This window comes from Paenibacillus nanensis (assembly GCF_003583765.1).
In the GTDB taxonomy this organism is placed as follows: domain Bacteria; phylum Bacillota; class Bacilli; order Paenibacillales; family Paenibacillaceae; genus Pristimantibacillus; species Pristimantibacillus nanensis.
The window spans coordinates 85,677-105,857 of record NZ_QXQA01000006.1; the positions used below are offsets into that span (position 1 = coordinate 85,677).

Here is a 20,181-nt window from a genome sequence, read left to right on the forward strand (position 1 = left end):
TCAGCAGCTTTAAGACGGCGAGACCGCCCTACTTCAGCTGAGCTGCGCTAAGCTGCTATATGGCGGCGGGACCGATCTATTTCAGCCGGAACCCGCATTTCAGCTGCTTGAAGACGGCGAGACCGCCCTACTTCAGCTGAATTGAGCCGCTAGGCCGCTTTAAAGGCGGCGGGACCGATCTATTTCAGAGCGCGATTAGCGACTCTTCAATTCAAGGTTAAGCTCGCACCTCGCATCTGCTGCTATCATTGAATGGGCAGGCCCATACAGCAAACAGCAGGCCGGAGGAGCTCCTGACCTGCTGGTGTGGTTAGCCTTGCTTCAGTTTGTGCACGAATTGTCCGATGCGGTCGAGCGCCTCGGTCAGTTGGGTGACGGAGGTTGCGTAGGAGCAGCGGATATGCCCTTCGCCACCTATCCCGAATACGTCGCCCGGAACCGCCGCAACGCCCGCTTCTTCGAGAAGCCGCTGGGCGAACGTTTCGCTGCTCAGACCGGTAGATGCGATGGACGGGAAGGCATAGAAGGCGCCTTGCGGCTCATGGCATTCCAGGCCGATCTCCCGGAAGCCCTTCACGACGAGCCTCCGACGCTGGTTATACGATTCGACCATGCGGTCCTTCTCTTCGAGGCCGTGCTGCAGCGCCTCGAGCGCCGCATATTGGGCCATAATCGGAGCGCACATGACGGTGTATTGATGAATTTTGAGCATTGCCGCGATCAATTCGGGATGGCCGCAAGCATAGCCCATCCGCCAGCCCGTCATCGCAAACGCCTTCGAGAAGCCGCTGACCAGAATGGTGCGGTCCTTCATCCCCGGCATGGAGGCGAAGCTGACATGTTTCGAACCATAAGTCAGCTCCGCATAGATTTCGTCGGAAATAACGATCAAATCGTTCTCCTCAACGACCTTAGCGATCGGCAGCCAATCCTCGTAAGTCATGATGCCGCCTGTCGGATTACTCGGATAACAAAGGATCAGAACTTTGGAGCGCGGCGTGATCTCAGCCTGCAGCTGATCCGCGCGCAGCTTGAAATTATCGGCTGCGAATGTTTCAATCCCAACGGCTACGCCGCCGCTAAGCGCTGTAATCGGCGAATAAGAGATATAGCAAGGCTCGGGAATAAGAATCTCGTCGCCTGGCGATATAAGCGCGCGAAGCGCAAGATCGATCGCTTCGCTACCGCCTACTGTTACGATCAACTCGTTCGCGGGGTTATACTCCACGGAGAACGAATCGTTCAAATAGTGAGCGATGGCTTCGCGCAGCTCGGGCATCCCCGCGTTGGACGTATATTGCGTCTTGCCCGTCTCCAGGGCATAAACCGCCGCTTCCCTCACATGCCAAGGCGTAACGAAATCCGGTTCCCCTACACCCAACGTAATAATATCCTTGCGCATGCTAACCAAATCAAAAAACCGGCGGATTCCCGACGGTTTGATGCCTCGAACTAACGGAGACAAGTAGTCAGCCATCGATTCACGCTGCACAGGGATGGTTCTTTCCGATTCCTCTTTAATCATCACCATCACCCTTTATTTTACGGCGATACCATCAGCCGATGGTCACCTTCATGCTCCTCGAAGATGATGCCGTCCTGTTTGTATTTTTTCAATATAAAAAATGTCTTCGTTGAAAGGACCGCTTCGATTGGAGACAGCTTATTGGATACAAATGAAGCGACTTCCTTCAAGTTTTTACCCTCGACCTCAACGAGCAGATCATAGGCTCCGGACATAAGAAACACGGATTTCACTTCCGGATACAAATAGATTCTTTCGGCAATGCCTTCAAAACCGCGTCCGCGCTCCGGCGTAATCTGAACCTCGATTAAGGCGGTCACCTTCTCGTCATCCACCTTGCTCCAGTTCACGACCGTCGCATACTTCACGATCACGTGATTCTCTTCCATCTCGGCAATGGCTTGCTTCACTGCCTCCAGCGGCTCATCCAGCATGGTCGCGATCAGCTCGGCGTCCCTGCGGGCGTCTTCCTTCAGCAGCTCTAATACTTTTAATTGTAATTCGTTCATGCCAAAACCCCTTCCAGCTCGCCTGCGGTTATAAAGAATATTTTACAACGAATCGGTTGTTCCTGCAAAGAAAAAATGAATCGACTGCCATTCCCGCGCCAAGTGCATTAGGGGCGGTAAGGGCGACACACGCGCCTGCCCTTGGAGGGCCGCATTAAGTGCCGCTGCTCATTTCGAATTTTCCGGAGTCCGACAAAATCATCTTCACGTTTACCGTGAGCGCATCCGTACGCGGCCTCCATTTCCCGTCGGCTGCATTGGCCTTCCAATAGCCGTTGTGATAACGGTACAACACATGCTCCAATTGCAGCAGATCCATCTTTTTTTGTACGCCATGTCGGTATGCGGCTTCGATCTCTTCCTTCACCTTTTGCTCAACCGCCGCGGTCAGCTGTTGCTTGGTCAATTGACCATCCATCTCCACAATGTGCCCCTCCAATTGAATGTTTAGCTCAAAGTGCGCATCCTCCCCCGAAACCTTAGCGCGCCGTTTGACAGAGGAGTTGATCACGTTGACCGTCGCCATACTGTCGTCCAGCTCGACCTTCATATATACCTTCTGAAACGCCGGATTTAGCCACCGGATCCCTAGCACGTCCTTCTCCATAGCGAACCCTTGATAAGACAGGTTTTTGAACACATGAACGCCGTTAATCAGCTGAGTATTGATCTTTTTATTGCTATGAAGCCAATACGACTCCGTAGCGCTTAGATCCAGGAGAAGCGCGGTCATGCCGGGATCCCTTACCTGCTGAACGAAAGATTGCATCGTTTGCGCTTGAACAAACGTATACTGCGTTTCATATTGCTCCGGCGCGTAAAGGGGGCTGTTCAGCGGCGATAAATTAAAAAAATATTCCGTTGAAAACAATTTATCGAGGGAGATGCTCGTACCGTACAGGATCGTGGTATAACGAGAAGCCCGCTGCCGGTTCAGTCCATCGAGCACATCTCCGAGTTGGTTCATGGCCCGTTCATGAACAACAATCGTCTTTAGCTGATCCAGACTTAACGTGGTGTAGCCGGCCCGGCTCAGGTTGAAATAGGCCATTTGCACGGAGTCGCCCTGGGATTTGCCAATCCAAACGGGATCGGTCGGCTGTTGGGGCGATTCCGTTTTGGCGATTGCCGAGAACGTAAGCATCTGCGCATACAATGTAAATTGACCATCCTTATAATCAATGCCCAGCGCCGTAATATAGCTTATATTTTGAAGATTGACCTCATCCCAGCAGCCGGATAACAGCAGGCAAATCAGCGTAAGTAAGCCGGCAGCAGCCGTCCGGATGCGCTTCTTCGCGGCGGCCATCATGGGCGTTTCCTCCTTCTGGCGGTCGAAGCGATTTTCCAAGGTTTTTGGATCAGGGCGGATACAACGTCCTTTACATGGAAAGGCGCGACCGGCTGCAGGTAATGCTGGCCGAACGATTCCAGGGAGCACAGGTACACGACAATCGCGTACATTCCGACAAAAAAGCCGAACACCCCAAATATAGAGGCCAATATAAGCACTCCGAACCGAATTATGGAGACAGCTCCCGCAAGCGACTGATTCACGAGTGTAAATGTGGAGACGGCTGACACCGCCGCGACAACCAGCATGGTCGGAGAAGTCAGTCCCGCTCTTATGGCCGCGTCCCCGATAATAAGTCCGCCGACGACCGATACGGTCTGTCCAACCGGTCTAGGCAGCCGGACCCCCGCTTCCCGAAACACCTCGAATAGCGTCAGCATGAGGAACATTTCCATCGTCGCCGACATCGGGAGTCCTATTCTCGACATTGTCACGGTCGCAAGCAAAGTAAACGGAATCTGATCCGTGTTAAAGCTTGAGATGGCGATCCAGAAACCGGGCAAGAACAAAGATAGGAACAATCCCAGAATTCGCAGCAGCCTTTCCGCCGTGACGAAATAAAAAGGCAAATGCGCGTCCTCGGGCGATTTGATAAGGAGCAGCAAATTGCCGGGACCGATAATGGCCGCAGGCGATCCGTCGACGAGAATCGCAAATCGCCCTTTCATCAGCGATTGAGCGACATAATCCGGTCTGCCGATGTATTCGAGCAGAGGGAATAAGGAAATCGGCCGATCGGAAATGAGCTCCTCCAGCTGCCCGGCCCCGTTCAGCATCGGAATATCAATCGAACGGATCCGTCTCCTCACCTCATCAAGCAAGCCGGGTGGCGCTTGGTCCGCCATATGCATAAGCGTAATTTCCGTCTGCGATTCCGAACCGATCTTGAAGTTTTCCACGTGAAGATTCGGTGTCCGCAGCCTTTTTCGAACTAACGCGACATTGACGGACAGCTGTTCCACGAACCCGTCACGCGGCCCCTTAAGCGACAGCTCCATCGTCGATTCCTCGGGACTTCTAGCCGGCTGATTGGCGATATTGTATTCGTAGAAATAAGGGTCATCCTCAAAAATGACGATGACGCTCCCCGCGAACAGCCTCGCAAATATATGGTCCGGCTTTCCGGCGTCGAGCTTCATAAACAACCAGTTCGGATGCAAGATACGGCCAGCCTCCGATTCGGAGGCCACGGACGTATCTTCCCACCGTTCCAGCATAGGAAGGAGGTTCGAATGATACAACGTACTATCGATTAACCCGTCGCAATAGTAGAGCCTCGCCTTAAAATCGTCCTTGCCGCCAACGGAAACCAGCTGTTCGATAACGTCTTGGCACGGCTTTACCCGTTCAAGGAATTGCTCGAAGCTGAGGGCTTCGTCAGACCGGCTTGTCTTCTGGTTCTCCTGATCGATGATGTTGTTCACTTGTGACCCTCCTTTTTTTCAAAAAGCTGATCGCATAAAGAATGACGATAATACTCATTGTCACGATGCCCGATACCCTAAAACCCCAAGTGAGAATCAACCGGTAGGTAATCATGTTTTGGATCCAATAATATGCGGTTAGAGCAAGCAACAATGTGAGGATCGAGATTCCGATCCACTTTCGCTTCATCCGGCTGATGGGACTATATTCGATGATTAGGTACATCGTAAACGACAATCGGACTAAAGCGCCGGACAACCATTGGAAAATAGCAAAAAAATCTACGTGTTCAAAATATTTTCCGATCGACACGAGCCGCCATTGCGAGAATGCCGGGTATCTCATCTTCTCCGCTTCGATCGGCCCAAATTCCGAAATCGCCCCGGTTATCGGCCCTATGGCCAACAGTGCCAGAAAGAGGATGAGAAGGAGCAGATGCCAGCGATTGAAGGACTTCTGCTTATGCAGATGATGCTGGAACAGCAGAAGCGTAAACAATTCGCCGAAGGAGGTTAAGCATAGCAAAGCCCCCCGGAGAACAGGCGGAAAGCCGTATTCCAGCATCGGCAGCAAATAACCGTACTCCTTATGCGGCATGTTGGCCGACATGACAAAATCGCCAAGCAGCACAACGAACGGCACAAGAATACAGCCTACAAATGCAATCGTCCGCAGCCCTGAGCAAGCTGCGTATACACAAATGCCTAATAAGACGCAGCTGACGACGAAGGTCGGCGTTTCGGGCAAATAGGTCGTCCCGGTCCACGATGAAGTGACAATCAGCGTCTCCGAAGCGATCAAATAAAGCAGCATTAAAAAATAGCCAAGCACGAGCCATCCGAAAAAAGGAGGCATGCGCTCGAACAGCCATCGGTCGAACGGTTTGTGCTTCAGCTTCTTCATCAGCCCGTATAGCGGGATCAATGCCCATGGAATAACGACAGCCACTGCAACAAAGACCGACATCCAGGCATCCCGCATCGCTTCGCTAAGCAGAAGCGGCACGATCAGGACATGGTTGGCCAGTCCGACGGATAATACAATCATTGCGATAGCAGGAAATAATCCGAAGGGTTTAATGGACATGTTTGGCATTCACCTCACAACCAAAGGTTGCCCTGAAGCGAATGCCAAAATGCAAAAGAAGTGGAAAAAAATGTTCGAAGAAAAGCGGGGATTAAAATTTGCGTCATCCGATCATTTCGACTGCGCCTAAAAAATATTCATGCTCAAGTACCGCTCGCCCGTATCAGGAGCAATACATAATACACGTTTGCCGGGTCCAAGCCGCTTCGCGACTTGCATTGCCGCCCAGACGGAAGCGCCCGAGGAGGGGCCAAGCAGCAGCCCTTCCTGTCTGGCAAGCGAACACATCGTCTTCAGCGCGTCCTCATCGGATACTTGAATAATTTCATCGTAGACCGATGTGTTCAAGATCGAGGGAATAAATCCGGGACTCGTACCGACAAGCTTATGGGGTCCCGGCTGGCCGCCTGACAGCACAGGCGATCCCATCGGCTCCACCACCGCGACATAAAGGTCTGGGATATGCTGCTTCAGCGTCTCCCCGGTTCCCGTTATGGTCCCCCCGGTACCGGCCGTTGCGACAAACGCGTCCAGTCTGCCGTCCGTTTGCTCCAGGATCTCGAGCGCTGTCGTAACCCGGTGAATATCGGGGTTCGCTTTGTTCTCGAATTGATTCGGAATAAAGCTTCCCGGCAGTTCCGCGCGGAGTTCCTCCGCCTTGCGGATCGCGCCCGGCATCCTTTCGGCCGAAGGCGTAAGCACCACCTGAGCGCCGTATGCCTGCAGCAGCTTAATTCGCTCGGCCGACATATTGTCTGGCATGACAAGAATGAGCTTATAGCCTCGCGCCGCGGCGTTCATCGCGAGTCCAATGCCGGTGTTGCCGCTCGTCGGCTCGATGATTGTATCGCCAGGCTTAATCATTCCTTGTCTCTCGGCTGCTTCAATTAAAGAAAAGGCCGCCCTGTCCTTGACGCTGCCGCTTGGGTTAAAGCGCTCCAGCTTGACGCAAACCTCCGCCATTCCATCTTCCATCATGCGGTTAAGCCGGACTGCCGGCGTATGACCGATTAGCTCCGTTATGCTTGAAACGGCTTTTGCCATATTTTCAACCTGCTCCCGTTAATTGTTGCTCGAATGCCTTCCGGCGTTCGCTAACGCCTGCTTGCGCAAAAAAGGCTTCATAAACCACCATCCCGCTATCGGCACAACGCCGACAGCAAGCAGCAGCCAAGTCACCGCCCTCGGCGAATCATTGATCGGCAGGACAATCAGGTAGACGGACAGACCAACCAGTCGTCCGATTGTCAGCCCCGCTTCGCGAAGGACGATCAATTCCTCCCGATGTACCGCGTTCTTCTCCGACTGGCCGATCAGATCGAAAACTCTGGACGTCATCGGAATAATATACAGCGGCATAAAAAGCGAGGTGCCGATGCCGAACATAAGCAGCGAAATATAAGATACCTGCCAGAACAAAGGCAGAATGACGGCTCCGAGCATCACGACGCCAACAAGCATCGCCCATTCCCGCTTCATGCGGCCCATCAGCCTGCCGATAAGCCAGAAGCTGATAAGAGAGACGAGCGAAACGATAAGGGAATACGTGCCGAGCTTGCTTTCGCTGCGGGTTGCGACATAAACGGTCAATCCGACCAACAGCATAAATACGCCTTCGCGAATCCCTTGCGCCGCGATTGCCGGAAATACTCTGCGCCATGAGCTGCCCTTCTCCATTAATTGCCTTACACCAAAAAACCAGCTGTATTTTCCTTCCCCGTGCCTTTTTTTCAGCCAAAAGCTCAAAATGACGCTAATGGTAAAAATAACCAGAGATAATGTAAAGATAAACCGATATCCTTTTTCGCCCTTCATCGACGTAATAAGCAGCCCCGAGATCCAGGGCGCCAAAATACCAGAGGCTGAACCTAAAAGTCCGGCCCAGCCATTGTAACGATCACGCGTATCGGGTTCGGTCACTTCAAAATAAACGACGTTAAAAGCCAGCCAAAACAATCCGATGGCCAGTCCGTTCAGCACGCCGAGCGGCACCGAGAATTGGTCGGCTTTGCCGCCCAGCAGCAAGACGGTGGAGTAAAACACCCCGCTTAAAGCGATGCCTAGCCTTAGGCTGTGCATCTTGTTATGCTCTTTCACCCATTTGCCCGCGATCCAGAACGTCAGCCCGCCGGTCACGCATTGCGCGAATGTAAACCAGCCGATTAACGTATAGGAACCGCTCGCTTTCCATAAATAGATCGGCAGGAACGTGCCGGACAGCGCGCTCGCTACGCCGTACAATGCCTGTACGACTAGAAGCAGAACGGCTTGTTTCTCCAATTTCGCCTTCGCCAAAACGATACCTCCAGACGCACCGCCGACAGCCGTGCTTAGAAATACGTTTTGTAAGATGCCCTGAAGAAACGCGTCCAATGCCCGTCCATATTTGGCAATGAATTAGCTTAAGAGCGAGCGGCCAGCCGGTTCATCATTTCTTCGCGGTCGGCGTGGCTCAAGAAGGAAGCTGTATGGTAGCATGCCGGGCATACGTACCACACCATTTTGAACGGATTCGGCAGAACCGGAATGCCGACAGCCGCCGGTTCCGCCGCTGCAAAGCCGGCTCCGCCAACGGTTTGAACGCCCGCTTCCATCATATACTCGCGGCATACCGGGCATTCCGGCGCCTCTAGCTGCTCGTCGATAATCCGCTGAATCACGCTTTCTGCCGCGAGCAAACTGCGGCTGCCTCCTCGGAAGCCCTCCTCCGCCGTATACTTATCCGAATCATCCTCTTCGTCGTCCAGCCACTTGTCCTCGTCGTCGGAATCATCGCTGCCGGGCTGTTCCGCCTCGTCATCGCCGCGTTCCAATCCGATACTCATCGAACGGTAGCTGCCAAGCTCATTGTCGCAATGCGGGCAATGCGTCTCCGGTCCAATCTCCTCATCCCAAATAATTTCAGATAAGCACCAATGGCATACCTGGCGGTTTTTATCTTCCTGCATCTCCTGAATCTCTCCTCTAATCCTCTAGTTCAACATTAAATAAATAATGCCGCTTACAAAAAATAAAATAGCCACGATAAGCAGCGTCACCCATAAATACTTCATCGAAAGAGCCTCCAGGCTACAGGATAACGGTCGCTCCGATCACATAAGAAAGCGATACGGATATAATCATCGCAATAAGTCCGACCGCCCGGTTATCGTTTTGAATCTCGTCGTCAATCCGAAACACGGGCGTCATAAATTCAAATAAAAAGTAAGCCACCAATAAAATAACAAAGCCAAATGCGCCCCAGATTAAGCTTTCATAGATGGAATCATTGGCTTCGATCGAAAACCGGAAGATGTTGCAGATTCCGAATATTTTGCCGCCGGTGGCCATGGCGACAGCCAAATTGCCTTTTTTAATCTCGTCCCAGCATTTATATTTCGTTACGAGCTCAAAGATAGACAGAAACACGATCAGCGACAGCACCGTCACCGATACGAAAATTAAAGACGCGGCGTAAGGATTGCCAAGCAGCTTGTCGATATCCGCCTCCATGGACGTCTCCCCCAATTCCTATTTCAGTTCGGCTACCGTAACCCCGATGCCGCCTTCGCCATAGTTGCCGTTACGGAAGCTTTTCACATGCGAATGCTTGCGCAAATATTGCTGAATCCCCGTGCGCAGGACGCCTGTGCCTTTTCCGTGAATAATGTAAACTTGACCGAAGCCGGCCAGGAACGATTCATCCAAGAACCGGTCCACTTCCATAATGGCTTCCTCCAAGCTCTCGCCTCGCAGGTCAAGCTCCATCCGCGCGTCTTCGTCGCGCGTCCGCTTCAGACTGGCTGTCGCTTTCGGCTGCTGCTGCGCCTTCTCCGGCGCTTTCGCTTTTACCAGCTCCATGTCGTCAAGGGCAACCTTCATCTTCAAAATGCCTAGCTGCACTGTCGCTTCAGAGCTGTGCATATCCACGACTAGCCCTTTCTGGTTCAAGCTGTAGACCATCACCTCGTCGCCTGGGCCGATCTTTTGCGGCTTACCCGCACCGCTTGGTTTGCCGCGCTTCGGCCCCGCCGCTTCGGGCGCGGCTTCATCCAATCTGCGGCGAGCCTCGATCAGCTTATGTTCTTTAACGGAAGCGCCTTCTTCCATAGCAAGTTTACGCAGATCGGCAATAATGGTTTCAGCTTCGCGCTTCGCTTTCGCAACGGCCTCGCGGGCTTCTTCGCGCGCTTTCTGCAGCAGCTTCTCCTTCTGCTCCTCAAACCGCAGCCGTTCGGCATCATATTTCGCGCGCAAGCTCTCCATTTCTTTGCGCAGCGACTCCGCCGACTGGCGTTCGGATTCAGCGCTCAGCCGGTTCTCCTCCAGCGAAGCGATCATGCTCTCAACCTTCAGATCCTCTTCGCTCACTTCGCCCCTCGCATGGTCGATAATCGACTTCTGCAGACCGAGACGCTCCGCGATCGCGAAGGCGTTGCTTCGTCCAGGCACGCCGACGAGCAGCCGGTAAGTCGGACTTAAGGAAGCGATGTCGAATTCCATGCTGGCGTTAATGACGCCCTTCCGGTTGTAGGCGTATGCCTTCAGCTCGCTGTAATGGGTCGTCGCAACGATTCTGCAGCCTTTGGCGTGAATATGCTCCAATATCGCGATCGCAAGCGCCGAGCCCTCTGCCGGGTCCGTGCCCGCGCCAAGCTCATCGAGCAGCACGAGGCTTTTCGCTGTCATCGACCGGAGAATGCGGATAATATTCGTTAAGTGGCTGGAGAACGTACTTAAGCTCTGCTCAATACTTTGCTCGTCTCCGATATCCGCATATATGGCGTCGAATACGCAGAGCTGGCTTCCTTCCTCCGCAGGCACGAACAGACCCGACATCGCCATTAAGCTCAGCAGGCCGATCGTTTTCAGCGACACGGTTTTACCGCCCGTATTTGGTCCCGTCACGATAATCGCCGTAAATTGGTTGCCAAGCTCCACGTCAAGCGGAACAACCTTATCCTTATCGATTAACGGATGGCGTCCCCGCTTCAGCTTCAAGAAGCCGCGATCGTTCATTCTTGGCTGCGACGCCTTCATCTCATGGGCCAGTCTTGCTTTGGCGAACGCAAAGTCCAGCTGGGCGAGCAAGTCCTGATTCACAAGCAAATCGTCCACATGCTCCGCCGTCCGCGCCGTAAGCTTTTGCAGTATTTTCTCGATCTCCCGCTGCTCCGCCGCGCGCTGCTCTCTCAGCTTATTGTTCATCGCAACGATCGCTTCGGGCTCAATAAACAAGGTCGCGCCCGAACCGGACTGATCGTGCACGATGCCGCCGAAATTCGACCGGTATTCCTGCTTGACCGGAATGACGTAACGGTCGTTCCGCAGCGTAATAATCGCGTCCTGCAGCATCTTCTGGACCGAGGAGGAGCGAATCATCGACTCCAGCTTCTCGCGAATGCGCGATTCGCCGTTTCGAAGCTCTCTGCGAATGGACGCAAGCTCCGGGCTTGCGCTGTCCATCACTTCCGCCTGTTCGTCGATACATGCGAAAATGTCATCCTCCAGCGCTTTATGTTCGCTAATGCCTTCGGCCAGCGCGCGAAGCATAGGGATCGGGTGTTCATCATGAATAACCTCGATATGCTTCTTCACCCTGCGGCCGCCTCGGGAGGTAGAAGCGATCTCGAGCAGCTCGGCCGGATTCAGCGTTCCGCCGATTCTCGCGCGATGCAGCGGAGCGCTAATATCCGTGATGCCGCCAAAAGGCGCGCTGCCCTTCAGCCGATCGGCTGCATAAGCCTCATCGGTCGCCTGCAGCAGCGATTTGACCTCTTCCAGCTCGGTAACGGGACGAAGCTGCGCCGTCCTTGCTTGGCCAAGCGTCGTAGCCGCATGCGATGTTAATTTATCTATAATTTTTGGATACTCCAGTGTCGTCAATATTTTGGCGTCCAACTTGTTAACACTCCTCTCGCCCTTATATTATAGCCGAACCTTCACCCCGATGCACGAGGCGAGGATGGTTTAGGTTAATTGGTACCACACATAATCTACACATGATTGGCAACACTAAGCCCGAATCAACAAAACCTTCTTTACCTGACCCAAGCGTTCAGAACTTCAATAAGGAGGACAAACGAAAATGACATTTCTAGGACATGTAGTACGATTTATCGTATCGGCGCTTGTGCTTATGCTTGTAGGCTTCATCGTGCCTCAGTTCAGTGTCGGCGGTTTTTGGAGCGCATTGTTCCTGGCGCTTGTTATCGCCGCAATCGGATGGATTATCGAGGGCATATTCGGGAAAAGAGTTACGCCTTTCGGACGCGGCATCGTCGGCTTTATCGCAAGCGCTGCCGTCATCTGGATCGCGCAATTTATCGTAGGCGGCGTATCCGTTACTTGGCTGGGCGCCATTCTTGCCGCGCTTGCCATCGGGATCATCGACCTGTTTATCCCGGTTAGCACACCGTACGAAGCCGGACGGAACAATCGCTAATTTGTCGGCGTTACTATAGCTCCATTCGATCCCTTGCCCGCGGGCAAGGGATTTTCTCTTTCTTTTTGCAGTATGTTCATTACTTCTTCAAAATATTGTCAAACCATTGTCACCGAACCTTCTTTATCCGCCCCGAAAATAAGTTACGATAGAAGAAGAAAGAGATTGTTTTCTTACGAATTCGGGAGGGGATATCAACATGAAAAAATGGTTTATTTTCGCATCTGTCTTTGCCCTGGTGCTCATTATTGCGGCATGCGGATCCAACTCAGGGAACAATGGGGGAAATTCCGGCTCAGCTAGCAATGAGTCCGCGGAGCAGGCAGCTCCAACCTCGGAGCTCGTCATCACAGCGAAAAACTGGGAGTTTGATCAAGAGGAGTACAAAATCAAAGCCGGAGAGGCGGTTGGCCTTACGCTCAAATCGGTGGACGGCGTGCATGGCTTGCAAATTTTGAAAACCGATTACGAAGTCGGCAACGATAAGACCGTCACCGTTCAATTTGATAAGCCAGGCACTTACGACGTGATTTGCTCCGTCCCTTGCGGTCCCGGTCATCGCACTATGACAGCTAAACTGGTCGTGGAGTAGAGCTGCTGTCCGGGTTGAGGCCCTGCTATTAGATTTCCTTACCCTTTGTCCAAGAAAGTCTAATGATGGCAGCCCTTCCAATGCCAAGCCTCCTCTGATAACATAGGGTTCACACAGCTAATGAATGGAGGATGTACGATGGGAGCATTAGATGAACGTGTCGCTATTGTTACCGGAGGCGGCAGCGGGCTTGGCAGGGCTGCTGCGATCGCGTTTGCCGAAGCGGGCGCTGATGTGGTCCTGCTCGGCAGACGCCCCGACAAGCTGAAGGAAACGGCTGAAATGATCGTGCAGCGAACGGAGCGCGCCGCGCAAGTGATTAAAGCCGACGTAACCGACGAGAAACAAGTGGACGAAGCCGTAGCTAACGCGCTTGAACGCTGGGGCCGCATCGACATCTTGCTGAATAACGCGGCCGTTCTGGAATCGGGGGCCGTCTACGACCTTTCCGCTAAGGAATGGCAAAACCAAATTGCAACGAATCTGACTGGCCCGTTCCTATTAATAAAAGCCGTGCTGCCGTCTATGCGGAAGCAAAAGTACGGCCGCATCATCAATATAACCTCGAGCCTTTCCCGCAACGGGGCCGGCGGCTTCGCCGCTTACAGCGCAGCGAAGGCGGGCTTGGAATCGCTGACGCGCACGGTCGCCGACGAGGAACACGAGAACGGTATCCTCGTCAATCTGTACAATCCCGGCACCCTGCGCACCGAAATGCACACCACAGGCAAAGATCCCGCAGTCGTCACACCGGATATCGTGCGGCTCGCCGCCCTCTCCTTCGGGGGGCCGACTGGCACGATCCACTCTTACGGTTAGCATGCAAAAAACCGGTCAAGGACAATAACCTTGACCGGTTTTTTCTTTTTTTTGGGAGCCGCGTGGGACGCCGCGAATTTCGGCTTGCGGGGCTTTTTCGCCCATTCAGCTATACATCCTCCAACGCGGCGTGCTGTAACGGCGTTTTTTACCGTTACAGTCTCCGTTTCATCGGCACAGGGTGCTGTAACGGTCTATTTCGCCCTTACAGACTCCCGTTATCCGCCGCGGCGCGCTGTAACGGCGTTTTTTACCGTTACAGTCTCCGTTTCATCCGCACAGGGTGCTGTAACGGTCTTTTTCACCATTACAGCCTCGCGCTCTCGGACGCGGCGCGCTGTAACGGCGTTTTTTACCGTTACAGTCTCCGTTTCATCGGCACAGGGTGCTGTAACGGTCTTTTTCGCCGTTGCAGCCCCGCATCCTCCACCGGGACGCGCTGTAACGGCGTTTTTTACCGTTACAGTCTCCGTTTCATCGGCACAGGGTGCTGTAATGGTCTTTTTCGCCGTTACAGCCCCGCATCCTCCACCGGGACGCGCTGTAATGGCGTTTTTTACCGTTACAGTCTCCGTTTCATCGGCACAGGGTGCTGTAATGGTCTTTTTCGCCGTTGCAGCCCCGCATCCTCCACCGGGACGCGCTGTAACGGCGTTTTTTACCGTTACAGTCTCCGTTTCATCGGCACAGTGTGCTGTAACGGTCTTTTTCACCGTTACAGCTTCGTTAACCGTCTAGCTTTGTTCAATGAGCTCGATCCACTCGTTAAATTCGGTTTGCAGCTTCGAGTATTCGATTTTCAGCTTTTGGTGCTGATCGAGCAGGGCCTCATGCTCCTCAGCTAAGCGTGAAGAGTGAAGCGCCGCTTCATCGCGCTCTTTCCGAAGCTCGTTAAGCTGCTCTTCCCAATGGCTCGTGTCCGCTGATGCGGCCGCTTCCCGTATAGCAAGCTCCATCCGCTCGCGAAGGCTCTCTTCGCTCGCTTCCAGTTCTTCTTTCATTCGTTGTACGCGAGCCGTTTCCTCTTCCATCTGCGCGAGCAGCTCCGCCTGCTCTTCCAATCGACGGCTTAATTGCTCCGCTTGCTCCACCGCTTCTTCGAGCTGGCCTTTGGCAATTCGTTCACGCGCAAAGGTGGTTTCGAGTTCCTCAATCAAATCCTGCTGCTTCGCCTTCATAGCGTGAAGCTGCTCCTGTAACTCCCGTTCTGCCGCTAGTTTCTTGTCTAGCTGCTCTCTCAGCTCGCGCTCAGCCGCTTGTTGTGCAGCGAGCTTCGACTCCAGCTCCGATTCCGCCATTTGCCCCAATTCGATCTGGTCCTGCAGCTCCCGTTCGACAGCTTGCAGCTTATCCTTCAGCGCGTTCGCCGACGATTGGAGCAGCGCGATCTGCTTCTTCAGCTCGTCCTCGGATGACTTCAGATGCAGCAATTGCTGCTTCAACTCGACTTCAGAGGACTCCAATTGCCCCATTTGCTCGATTAGCTCGTTCTCCGAAGTCTGCAGCTCCGCAATCCGCCTCTTCAACTCGCTCTCCGACGACTGCAGCTCCGCGATCTGCTCCTTCAGCTCGACCTCAGACAATTGCAATTGCTCGATCCGTTCCTTCAGCTCGCGCTCCGACGACTGCAGCTCCGCGATCTGCCCTGTCAACTCGCCCTCGGACAATTGCAGCAGATCGATTTGCTCCTTCAGACTGCGCTCCGACGACTGCAGCTCCGTGATCTGCCCTTTCAGCTCGCCCTCAGACAATTGCAGCTGCTTGATCCGTTCCTTCAGCTCGCGCTCCGACGACTGCAGCTCCGCGATCTGCCCTGTCAACTCGCTCTCGGACAATTGCAGCAGATCGATTTGCTCCTTCAGACCGCGCTCCGACGACTGCAGCTCCGCGATCTGCCCTTTCAGCTCGCCTTCGGACAATTGCAGCAGCTCGATTTGCTCCTTCAGACCGCGCTTCGACGACTGCAGCTCCGCGATCTGCCCTTTCAGCTCGCCCTCGGACAATTGCAGCAGCTCGATTCGCTCCTGCAGCTCGCTCTCCGAAGATTGCAGCTCCGCAATCTGCTTCTTCAGCGCGCGTTCGGCATCCTGCTGAAGCTCCAGCATTTCCTGCCACTCACGCTCGGAGGCTTGCTTTTGTGCCAGCAGAGCTTTCAGCTCGCGTTCAGCCGTACGCGTCTGCTCCAGCTCAAGCTTCAGCTCGTCGACAAGAACCCGCAGCTCGGCCAATCTCCCTTCCGCTTCCTCCTCGGCCAGCTGCTGAAGCTCCGACATTTCCTGCAGCTCCAGCTCAGCCGCCTTCAGCTTCTCGCGCAGCGAGCGCTCCTCTTCCTGCTGATCGTTCATCAATTCCTGAAGCTCACGCTCGGCAGCGCGGCTTTGCTCCAACTGCTTCTGCAGCTCCAGCCCCGCTGCTTGCGACTGCTCAAGCTGCGACTTCAGCCGCTGCTCCGCATGACGGCTTTCCTCCAGCCGGGCCTGAAGCTCCCGCTCGCCGGACTCCCGCTGTTCCAGCAGCTCGGCGAGCTCAAGCTCCTTGAAGGACAGCTGATCAAGCTGCTCCGTATAGCTGCGTTCCGCTTCTTCAGCAAGGGCGATCCGTTCAGCAAGCTTTCGCTCGATTTCCTCCTGCCGCTCGACCCACCGCTTCCGTTCCTCGGCAAAATCTTCAGCTTGTCCGGCAGCCTCATTCAACTGGTCGATGTATGCCTGCTGCTCCTGCTGCAGCTGTGCAACCGTGGACCGCAGCGCTTCTTCATGCTCCATCGCCTGTGTCAGCTGCTCATCGGCCAATAGGAGACGATTCTCAAGCGACTCCTTCTCCGCTTGGGACTGCTGACGCAGCTCTTCGATTTGCGCCAAAAGCCTGCCTCGCTCCGACTGCCACTCATGCTCCCGCTTGTCCCATTTGGACTGCCACTCCCGCTGGATGGCGTCTCTCGCTTCCGTCTTTTCGCTCGTTAATCTTGCAATGGTTTCCCCAAGCTCCAAGGAATGATCCGCTATCAGCTCTTCTTTCTCAGACGCGAACCCAGCCGCAAGCTTCTCCAATTCTGCGGCATGCTCAGACGCCAAGTGTTCCAGCTCGGCGGCATGCTCGGCAACCAGCTGCTCCAGCTCCGCCATATAACGAACGGTCAGCTGTTCCTTTTCCTCCGCCAACGCTTCATTCCATTTCGTCTGCTCCGTCTGGAATTGCGCCGTTAACCGGTCCCTTTCAGCAGTCAATCCCTCGATCGCTTTATCTTTCTCTTGCTCAAGCTTCGCAAGCTCCGTCTCCAGCCTGCTTTTCAGCTGCACAAGCTCCGTCTTTTTCTCCAGCTCAAGCTCCTCGCGAAGCCTCGCGGATTCCTGCTCGTACGCTTCCTTCAGACGCTGAAGCTGTTCCTCGTGTGCTTGAAGCGCTTCCGCCAAAGCCTTCTGCCCCGACTGCTTCTGTTCTTCGGCCATCGCCTCCAGCTGCGCGAGCCGCTTCTCCGATGCCGCTACCGTCTCGTTCAGCTTCGCTTCCGCCTCGGCGCGCACCCCATCCAGCTTAGCCAGCAAATCAGCATTCCGCTGCTTCTCCGCATCGAGCTGCTGCCTCGTTTCAATCGCGCGCGCTTCTTCCTCTTGCAGTCTCGCGTTATCGCGGCGAAGGCGGAACACATCCTCCGTCGTCTGCATCGCGCAGAGTACCGCCAGCTTCTGCATATCCAGCCTCGGATTGGTCTTCGCCAGTTTTTTCATGCTTTCGTCAATCGAGCTGGCAACTCTTCTCATATATTCGATGTTGGAATGACCCTTAATCTTATATTGAATGCCATATATGTCAACGGTTACAACAGTTTTGTCCCCATCCATGAAGTCATGTCCTCCTATCGCCCAAATCAATAACGTTCCCCGCAGCCCTGCCTTGCAGCCCTTGTTTTTACAGGATTTTGGCAAAAAAAAGCCGCATCGAAGTTCATTTGGAACTAATTCGATGCGGCTCTATATGTTTCCTGCCTACTTGCGCAATTCCGCGCCAAAAGTTTGTTCCAAATGCTGGACAACCTGGCCGTGCAGCGCAGTAACCTCTTCATCCGTCAACGTTCGCTCCGCGTGGCGGTATACAAGCGATAACGCGACGCTCTTCTTGCCGGCGCCGAGGCGCTCTCCCGTATAGACGTCGAAGACGCGCACGGATTCCAAAAGCTCTCCTGCCGTGCCTTCTACTGCGGCTGTCAAGCTGCCCGCGGCAACGTTCGCATCCACAACAACGGCGATATCCCGCTCGATTGCCGGATACTTCGGCAGCGCTTTATAGACGATGTCGGCGCTGGCTTCTTCGTACAAAGCATTCAAACCAAGCTCGATCAAGTACGTGTCCGCCATGTCCCACTCCACTTGCAGCGCAGGATGGAGCTGTCCGACGTAGCCGATCACGACAGGGCCAGCCGGCGTCTCAAGCGCTACGGAGGCCGTTCTGCCCGGGTGGAAATGCTCCGGCTGAGCGGCTGCGAACGTCACTTTCGGCGTAAGGCCCAGCACCTCAATTACCGTTTCGACAATCCCTTTCGCATCGTAGAAATCGTAAGCGGCCGCTTTGCTGTTCCACTGCGTTTCCGACTTATTGCCTGTCAGCAGCGCGGCGAAACGATGCTTCTCCTGCGGCAATCTCGTCAGCTGCTCCTCGTCCGTATGGAACACGCTGCCGATTTCAAATATCGCCGCGGATTCGTTTTTACGGTTGCGGTTGTATACAGCCGTCTCGATTAGCTGCGCGATCAGAGACGTGCGCAGCACGCTCCGCTCCTCGCTCATCGGCATCGCCAGCTTAACCGCTTTGGCTCCGTCCGTAAGCGCAGGAAATAACGCTGTTCTCGCCGGGCTCGTGAACGAATAGCTGATCACCTCATGCAGCCCGGAATCTGTCAGCCGCTTGCGCAGCTCGCGGCGAATCGCCTGCGGTTTTGTCAATGAGCCAGGAATCGCGTCGCCATGAATAAGCGTTGTTGGAATATTATCATAGCCGTGCAAGCGCGCGACTTCTTCGATCAGATCGACGGCGCGCGTAATATCGCCGCGTCGCGTTGGGACATCGACGGTAAATTCGTCGTTATTCCCTACGGCGTAAGGGAATTGCAGCCGTCCGAAGATCGTGCGAACCTCCAAGCTCGACAGCTCCGTGCCCAGGTAACCGTTGATTCGTTCAAGCGTTACCGAGATTTTTTTCGGCTCTACCGATTGGGAGACAGCTTCCACGACGCCCTCCGTTACTAAGCCATCCGCCAATTCGGCGATCAGCTTAGCCGCGCGGTCAAGCGCCGGAATAACCCTGGACGGATCGACTTCCTTCTCGAAGCGGATGCTGGATTCGGAACGAAGTCCCAGCTGACGGGAGGTTTTACGAACAGTGCCGCCGTCGAACCTAGCCGATTCGAGCAAAATGTTAACCGTAGCATCCGTTACCTCCGAGTTTGCGCCGCCCATAACGCCGGCAAGCGCAATCGGCTGATTGCCGTCCGTAATAACCAGCATGTGAGGCTCCAAACGGCGCTCTTGGTCATCCAGCGTTACGATCGTTTCGCCTTCGTTCGCCATCCGGACGACGATTCGCCCGCCCGGCACTTTGTCGGCATCGAACGCGTGAAGCGGCTGGCCGAATTCGAGCATGACGAAGTTGGTCACGTCCACGACATTATTGATCGGGCGGATGCCAGCCGCCGTCAGACGGTTCTGCAGCCATTGCGGCGAAGCGCCGATTTTTACATTTTTAATATATCTTGCAGAGTAATGCGGACATTGTTCTTTAGCCAGCACTTGAACGGATACCAGATCCGACGTTTTTTCTACCGTGTCATGAATCGCCGTGCTTGGCAGCTTCACCTCGCGGCCCGTTAAAGCGCCAACCTCGTAAGCCACGCCCAGCATGCTGAGGCAATCGGAACGGTTCGGCGTCAAATCGAGCTCCAGCACTTCATCTTCGATGCCGAGCACATTCCCGATCGGCGTTCCGAGCTGCGTCGACTCCGGCAGCACGAGAATACCTTCCTGCTGTTCCTTCGGCAGCAGCTTGTCGTTAAGCCCAAGCTCCTTCGCGGAGCAGATCATGCCCTGCGATTCTACGCCGCGCAGCTTTGCCCGCTTGATTTTGAAGTCGCCCGGCAGTTCGGCTCCGATAATGGCAACCGGCACCTTCTGGCCGGCGTCCACGTTTTTGGCTCCGCATACGATCTGCAGCTCCTCGCCTGTGCCGACGTCCACCTTGCACACGTTCAGCTTGTCGGCGTCCGGATGCTTCTCCTTCGACTTCACATAGCCGACGACAACGCCGCTTACGCCTTTGTTGCGCGACTCGACGCCGTCTATTTCGATGCCGCCGCGCGTCATAAGCTCAGCGAGCTCTTCAGCGCTTAGGCCGTCCAGCTCGATATATTCATTCAACCATTGGTAGGATACCTTCATCTCTCGTTTCGTCCCTTCT

General features: G+C 54.3%; 16 protein-coding genes. 3 read left to right on the plus strand and 13 right to left on the minus strand.

The window, feature by feature from the left end; genetic code table 11:
- Positions 1-310 precede the first annotated feature (310 nt).
- From D3P08_RS11630 to D3P08_RS11675, 10 genes are all read right to left on the minus strand, one after another.
- Positions 311-1,525, minus strand: a complete 1,215-nt coding sequence (locus D3P08_RS11630; RefSeq protein ID WP_119599873.1) for an aminotransferase class I/II-fold pyridoxal phosphate-dependent enzyme — start codon at positions 1,523-1,525, stop codon at positions 311-313.
- Between the two features lie 17 nt (positions 1,526-1,542).
- Positions 1,543-2,034, minus strand: a complete 492-nt coding sequence (locus D3P08_RS11635) for an Lrp/AsnC family transcriptional regulator (protein WP_119599874.1) — start codon at positions 2,032-2,034, stop codon at positions 1,543-1,545.
- A 154-nt stretch (positions 2,035-2,188) separates the two neighbouring features.
- Positions 2,189-3,346, minus strand: coding sequence for a Ger(x)C family spore germination protein (locus D3P08_RS11640; RefSeq protein WP_119599875.1), 1,158 nt, complete (start codon positions 3,344-3,346; stop codon positions 2,189-2,191).
- Complete coding sequence (locus D3P08_RS11645) at positions 3,343-4,812, minus strand: spore germination protein (RefSeq protein WP_240647451.1); 1,470 nt, start codon at positions 4,810-4,812, stop codon at positions 3,343-3,345. Before D3P08_RS11645 ends, D3P08_RS11640 begins: the two co-directional genes overlap by 4 nt.
- Entirely contained in the window at positions 4,766-5,899 is a 1,134-nt protein-coding gene (locus D3P08_RS11650; protein ID WP_162848445.1) for a GerAB/ArcD/ProY family transporter, read from the minus strand. Before D3P08_RS11650 ends, D3P08_RS11645 begins: the two co-directional genes overlap by 47 nt.
- A gap of 126 nt (positions 5,900-6,025) precedes the next feature.
- Positions 6,026-6,943, minus strand: coding sequence for a cysteine synthase A (gene cysK, locus D3P08_RS11655; protein WP_119599877.1), 918 nt, complete (start codon positions 6,941-6,943; stop codon positions 6,026-6,028).
- A gap of 18 nt (positions 6,944-6,961) precedes the next feature.
- Positions 6,962-8,194: an MFS transporter gene (locus tag D3P08_RS11660; protein WP_240647453.1), complete on the minus strand. Its 1,233-nt coding sequence runs from the start codon at positions 8,192-8,194 to the stop codon at positions 6,962-6,964.
- 107 nt (positions 8,195-8,301) lie between these two features.
- Positions 8,302-8,847 (minus strand): hypothetical protein, encoded by a 546-nt coding sequence (locus D3P08_RS11665; RefSeq protein ID WP_119599879.1) that lies wholly within the window; start codon positions 8,845-8,847, stop codon positions 8,302-8,304.
- Positions 8,848-8,968: 121 nt separating this feature from the next.
- On the minus strand, positions 8,969-9,391 hold the full coding sequence (locus D3P08_RS11670) for a DUF350 domain-containing protein (RefSeq protein ID WP_119599880.1): 423 nt from the start codon (positions 9,389-9,391) through the stop codon (positions 8,969-8,971).
- 18 nt (positions 9,392-9,409) lie between these two features.
- Positions 9,410-11,779 (minus strand): endonuclease MutS2, encoded by a 2,370-nt coding sequence (locus tag D3P08_RS11675; RefSeq protein ID WP_119599881.1) that lies wholly within the window; start codon positions 11,777-11,779, stop codon positions 9,410-9,412.
- 187 nt (positions 11,780-11,966) lie between these two features.
- Between D3P08_RS11675 and D3P08_RS11680 the strand changes: the two genes are divergently transcribed.
- The 3 genes from D3P08_RS11680 (at position 11,967) to D3P08_RS11690 (ending at position 13,734) form a co-directional block, all read left to right on the plus strand.
- Positions 11,967-12,323, plus strand: coding sequence for a phage holin family protein (locus D3P08_RS11680; RefSeq protein ID WP_119599882.1), 357 nt, complete (start codon positions 11,967-11,969; stop codon positions 12,321-12,323).
- 199 nt (positions 12,324-12,522) lie between these two features.
- A complete protein-coding gene (locus tag D3P08_RS11685) occupies positions 12,523-12,915 on the plus strand; it encodes a cupredoxin domain-containing protein (protein ID WP_119599883.1) in 393 nt (130 codons plus the stop codon).
- 138 nt (positions 12,916-13,053) lie between these two features.
- A complete protein-coding gene (locus tag D3P08_RS11690) occupies positions 13,054-13,734 on the plus strand; it encodes an SDR family NAD(P)-dependent oxidoreductase (protein ID WP_119599884.1) in 681 nt (226 codons plus the stop codon).
- A gap of 218 nt (positions 13,735-13,952) precedes the next feature.
- Here D3P08_RS11690 and D3P08_RS11695 read toward each other — a convergent pair whose 3' ends face one another.
- From D3P08_RS11695 to pheT, 3 genes are all read right to left on the minus strand, one after another.
- A complete protein-coding gene (locus tag D3P08_RS11695) occupies positions 13,953-14,447 on the minus strand; it encodes a hypothetical protein (RefSeq protein WP_119599885.1) in 495 nt (164 codons plus the stop codon).
- 21 nt (positions 14,448-14,468) lie between these two features.
- On the minus strand, positions 14,469-17,576 hold the full coding sequence (gene zapA / locus D3P08_RS11700; protein ID WP_119599886.1) for a cell division protein ZapA: 3,108 nt from the start codon (positions 17,574-17,576) through the stop codon (positions 14,469-14,471).
- A 144-nt stretch (positions 17,577-17,720) separates the two neighbouring features.
- Positions 17,721-20,162 (minus strand): phenylalanine--tRNA ligase subunit beta, encoded by a 2,442-nt coding sequence (pheT, locus tag D3P08_RS11705; protein ID WP_119599887.1) that lies wholly within the window; start codon positions 20,160-20,162, stop codon positions 17,721-17,723.
- Positions 20,163-20,181: the final 19 nt, after the last annotated feature.

Excerpts from the sequence above, each read along its gene's own strand:
- D3P08_RS11665 (WP_119599879.1), bottom strand. The coding sequence starts at position 8,847 with ATGCAGGAAGATAAAAACCGCCAGGTATGCCATTGGTGCTTATCTGAA.
- D3P08_RS11635 (WP_119599874.1), bottom strand. The coding sequence starts at position 2,034 with ATGAACGAATTACAATTAAAAGTATTAGAGCTGCTGAAGGAAGACGCC.
- D3P08_RS11640 (WP_119599875.1), bottom strand. The coding sequence starts at position 3,346 with ATGATGGCCGCCGCGAAGAAGCGCATCCGGACGGCTGCTGCCGGCTTA.
- D3P08_RS11670 (WP_119599880.1), bottom strand. The coding sequence starts at position 9,391 with ATGGAGGCGGATATCGACAAGCTGCTTGGCAATCCTTACGCCGCGTCT.
- zapA (WP_119599886.1), bottom strand. The coding sequence starts at position 17,576 with ATGGATGGGGACAAAACTGTTGTAACCGTTGACATATATGGCATTCAA.
- D3P08_RS11630 (WP_119599873.1), bottom strand. The coding sequence starts at position 1,525 with ATGATTAAAGAGGAATCGGAAAGAACCATCCCTGTGCAGCGTGAATCG.
- D3P08_RS11680 (WP_119599882.1), top strand. The coding sequence starts at position 11,967 with ATGACATTTCTAGGACATGTAGTACGATTTATCGTATCGGCGCTTGTG.
- cysK (WP_119599877.1), bottom strand. The coding sequence starts at position 6,943 with ATGGCAAAAGCCGTTTCAAGCATAACGGAGCTAATCGGTCATACGCCG.
- D3P08_RS11650 (WP_162848445.1), bottom strand. The coding sequence starts at position 5,899 with ATGTCCATTAAACCCTTCGGATTATTTCCTGCTATCGCAATGATTGTA.
- D3P08_RS11685 (WP_119599883.1), top strand. The coding sequence starts at position 12,523 with ATGAAAAAATGGTTTATTTTCGCATCTGTCTTTGCCCTGGTGCTCATT.
- pheT (WP_119599887.1), bottom strand. The coding sequence starts at position 20,162 with ATGAAGGTATCCTACCAATGGTTGAATGAATATATCGAGCTGGACGGC.
- D3P08_RS11690 (WP_119599884.1), top strand. The coding sequence starts at position 13,054 with ATGGGAGCATTAGATGAACGTGTCGCTATTGTTACCGGAGGCGGCAGC.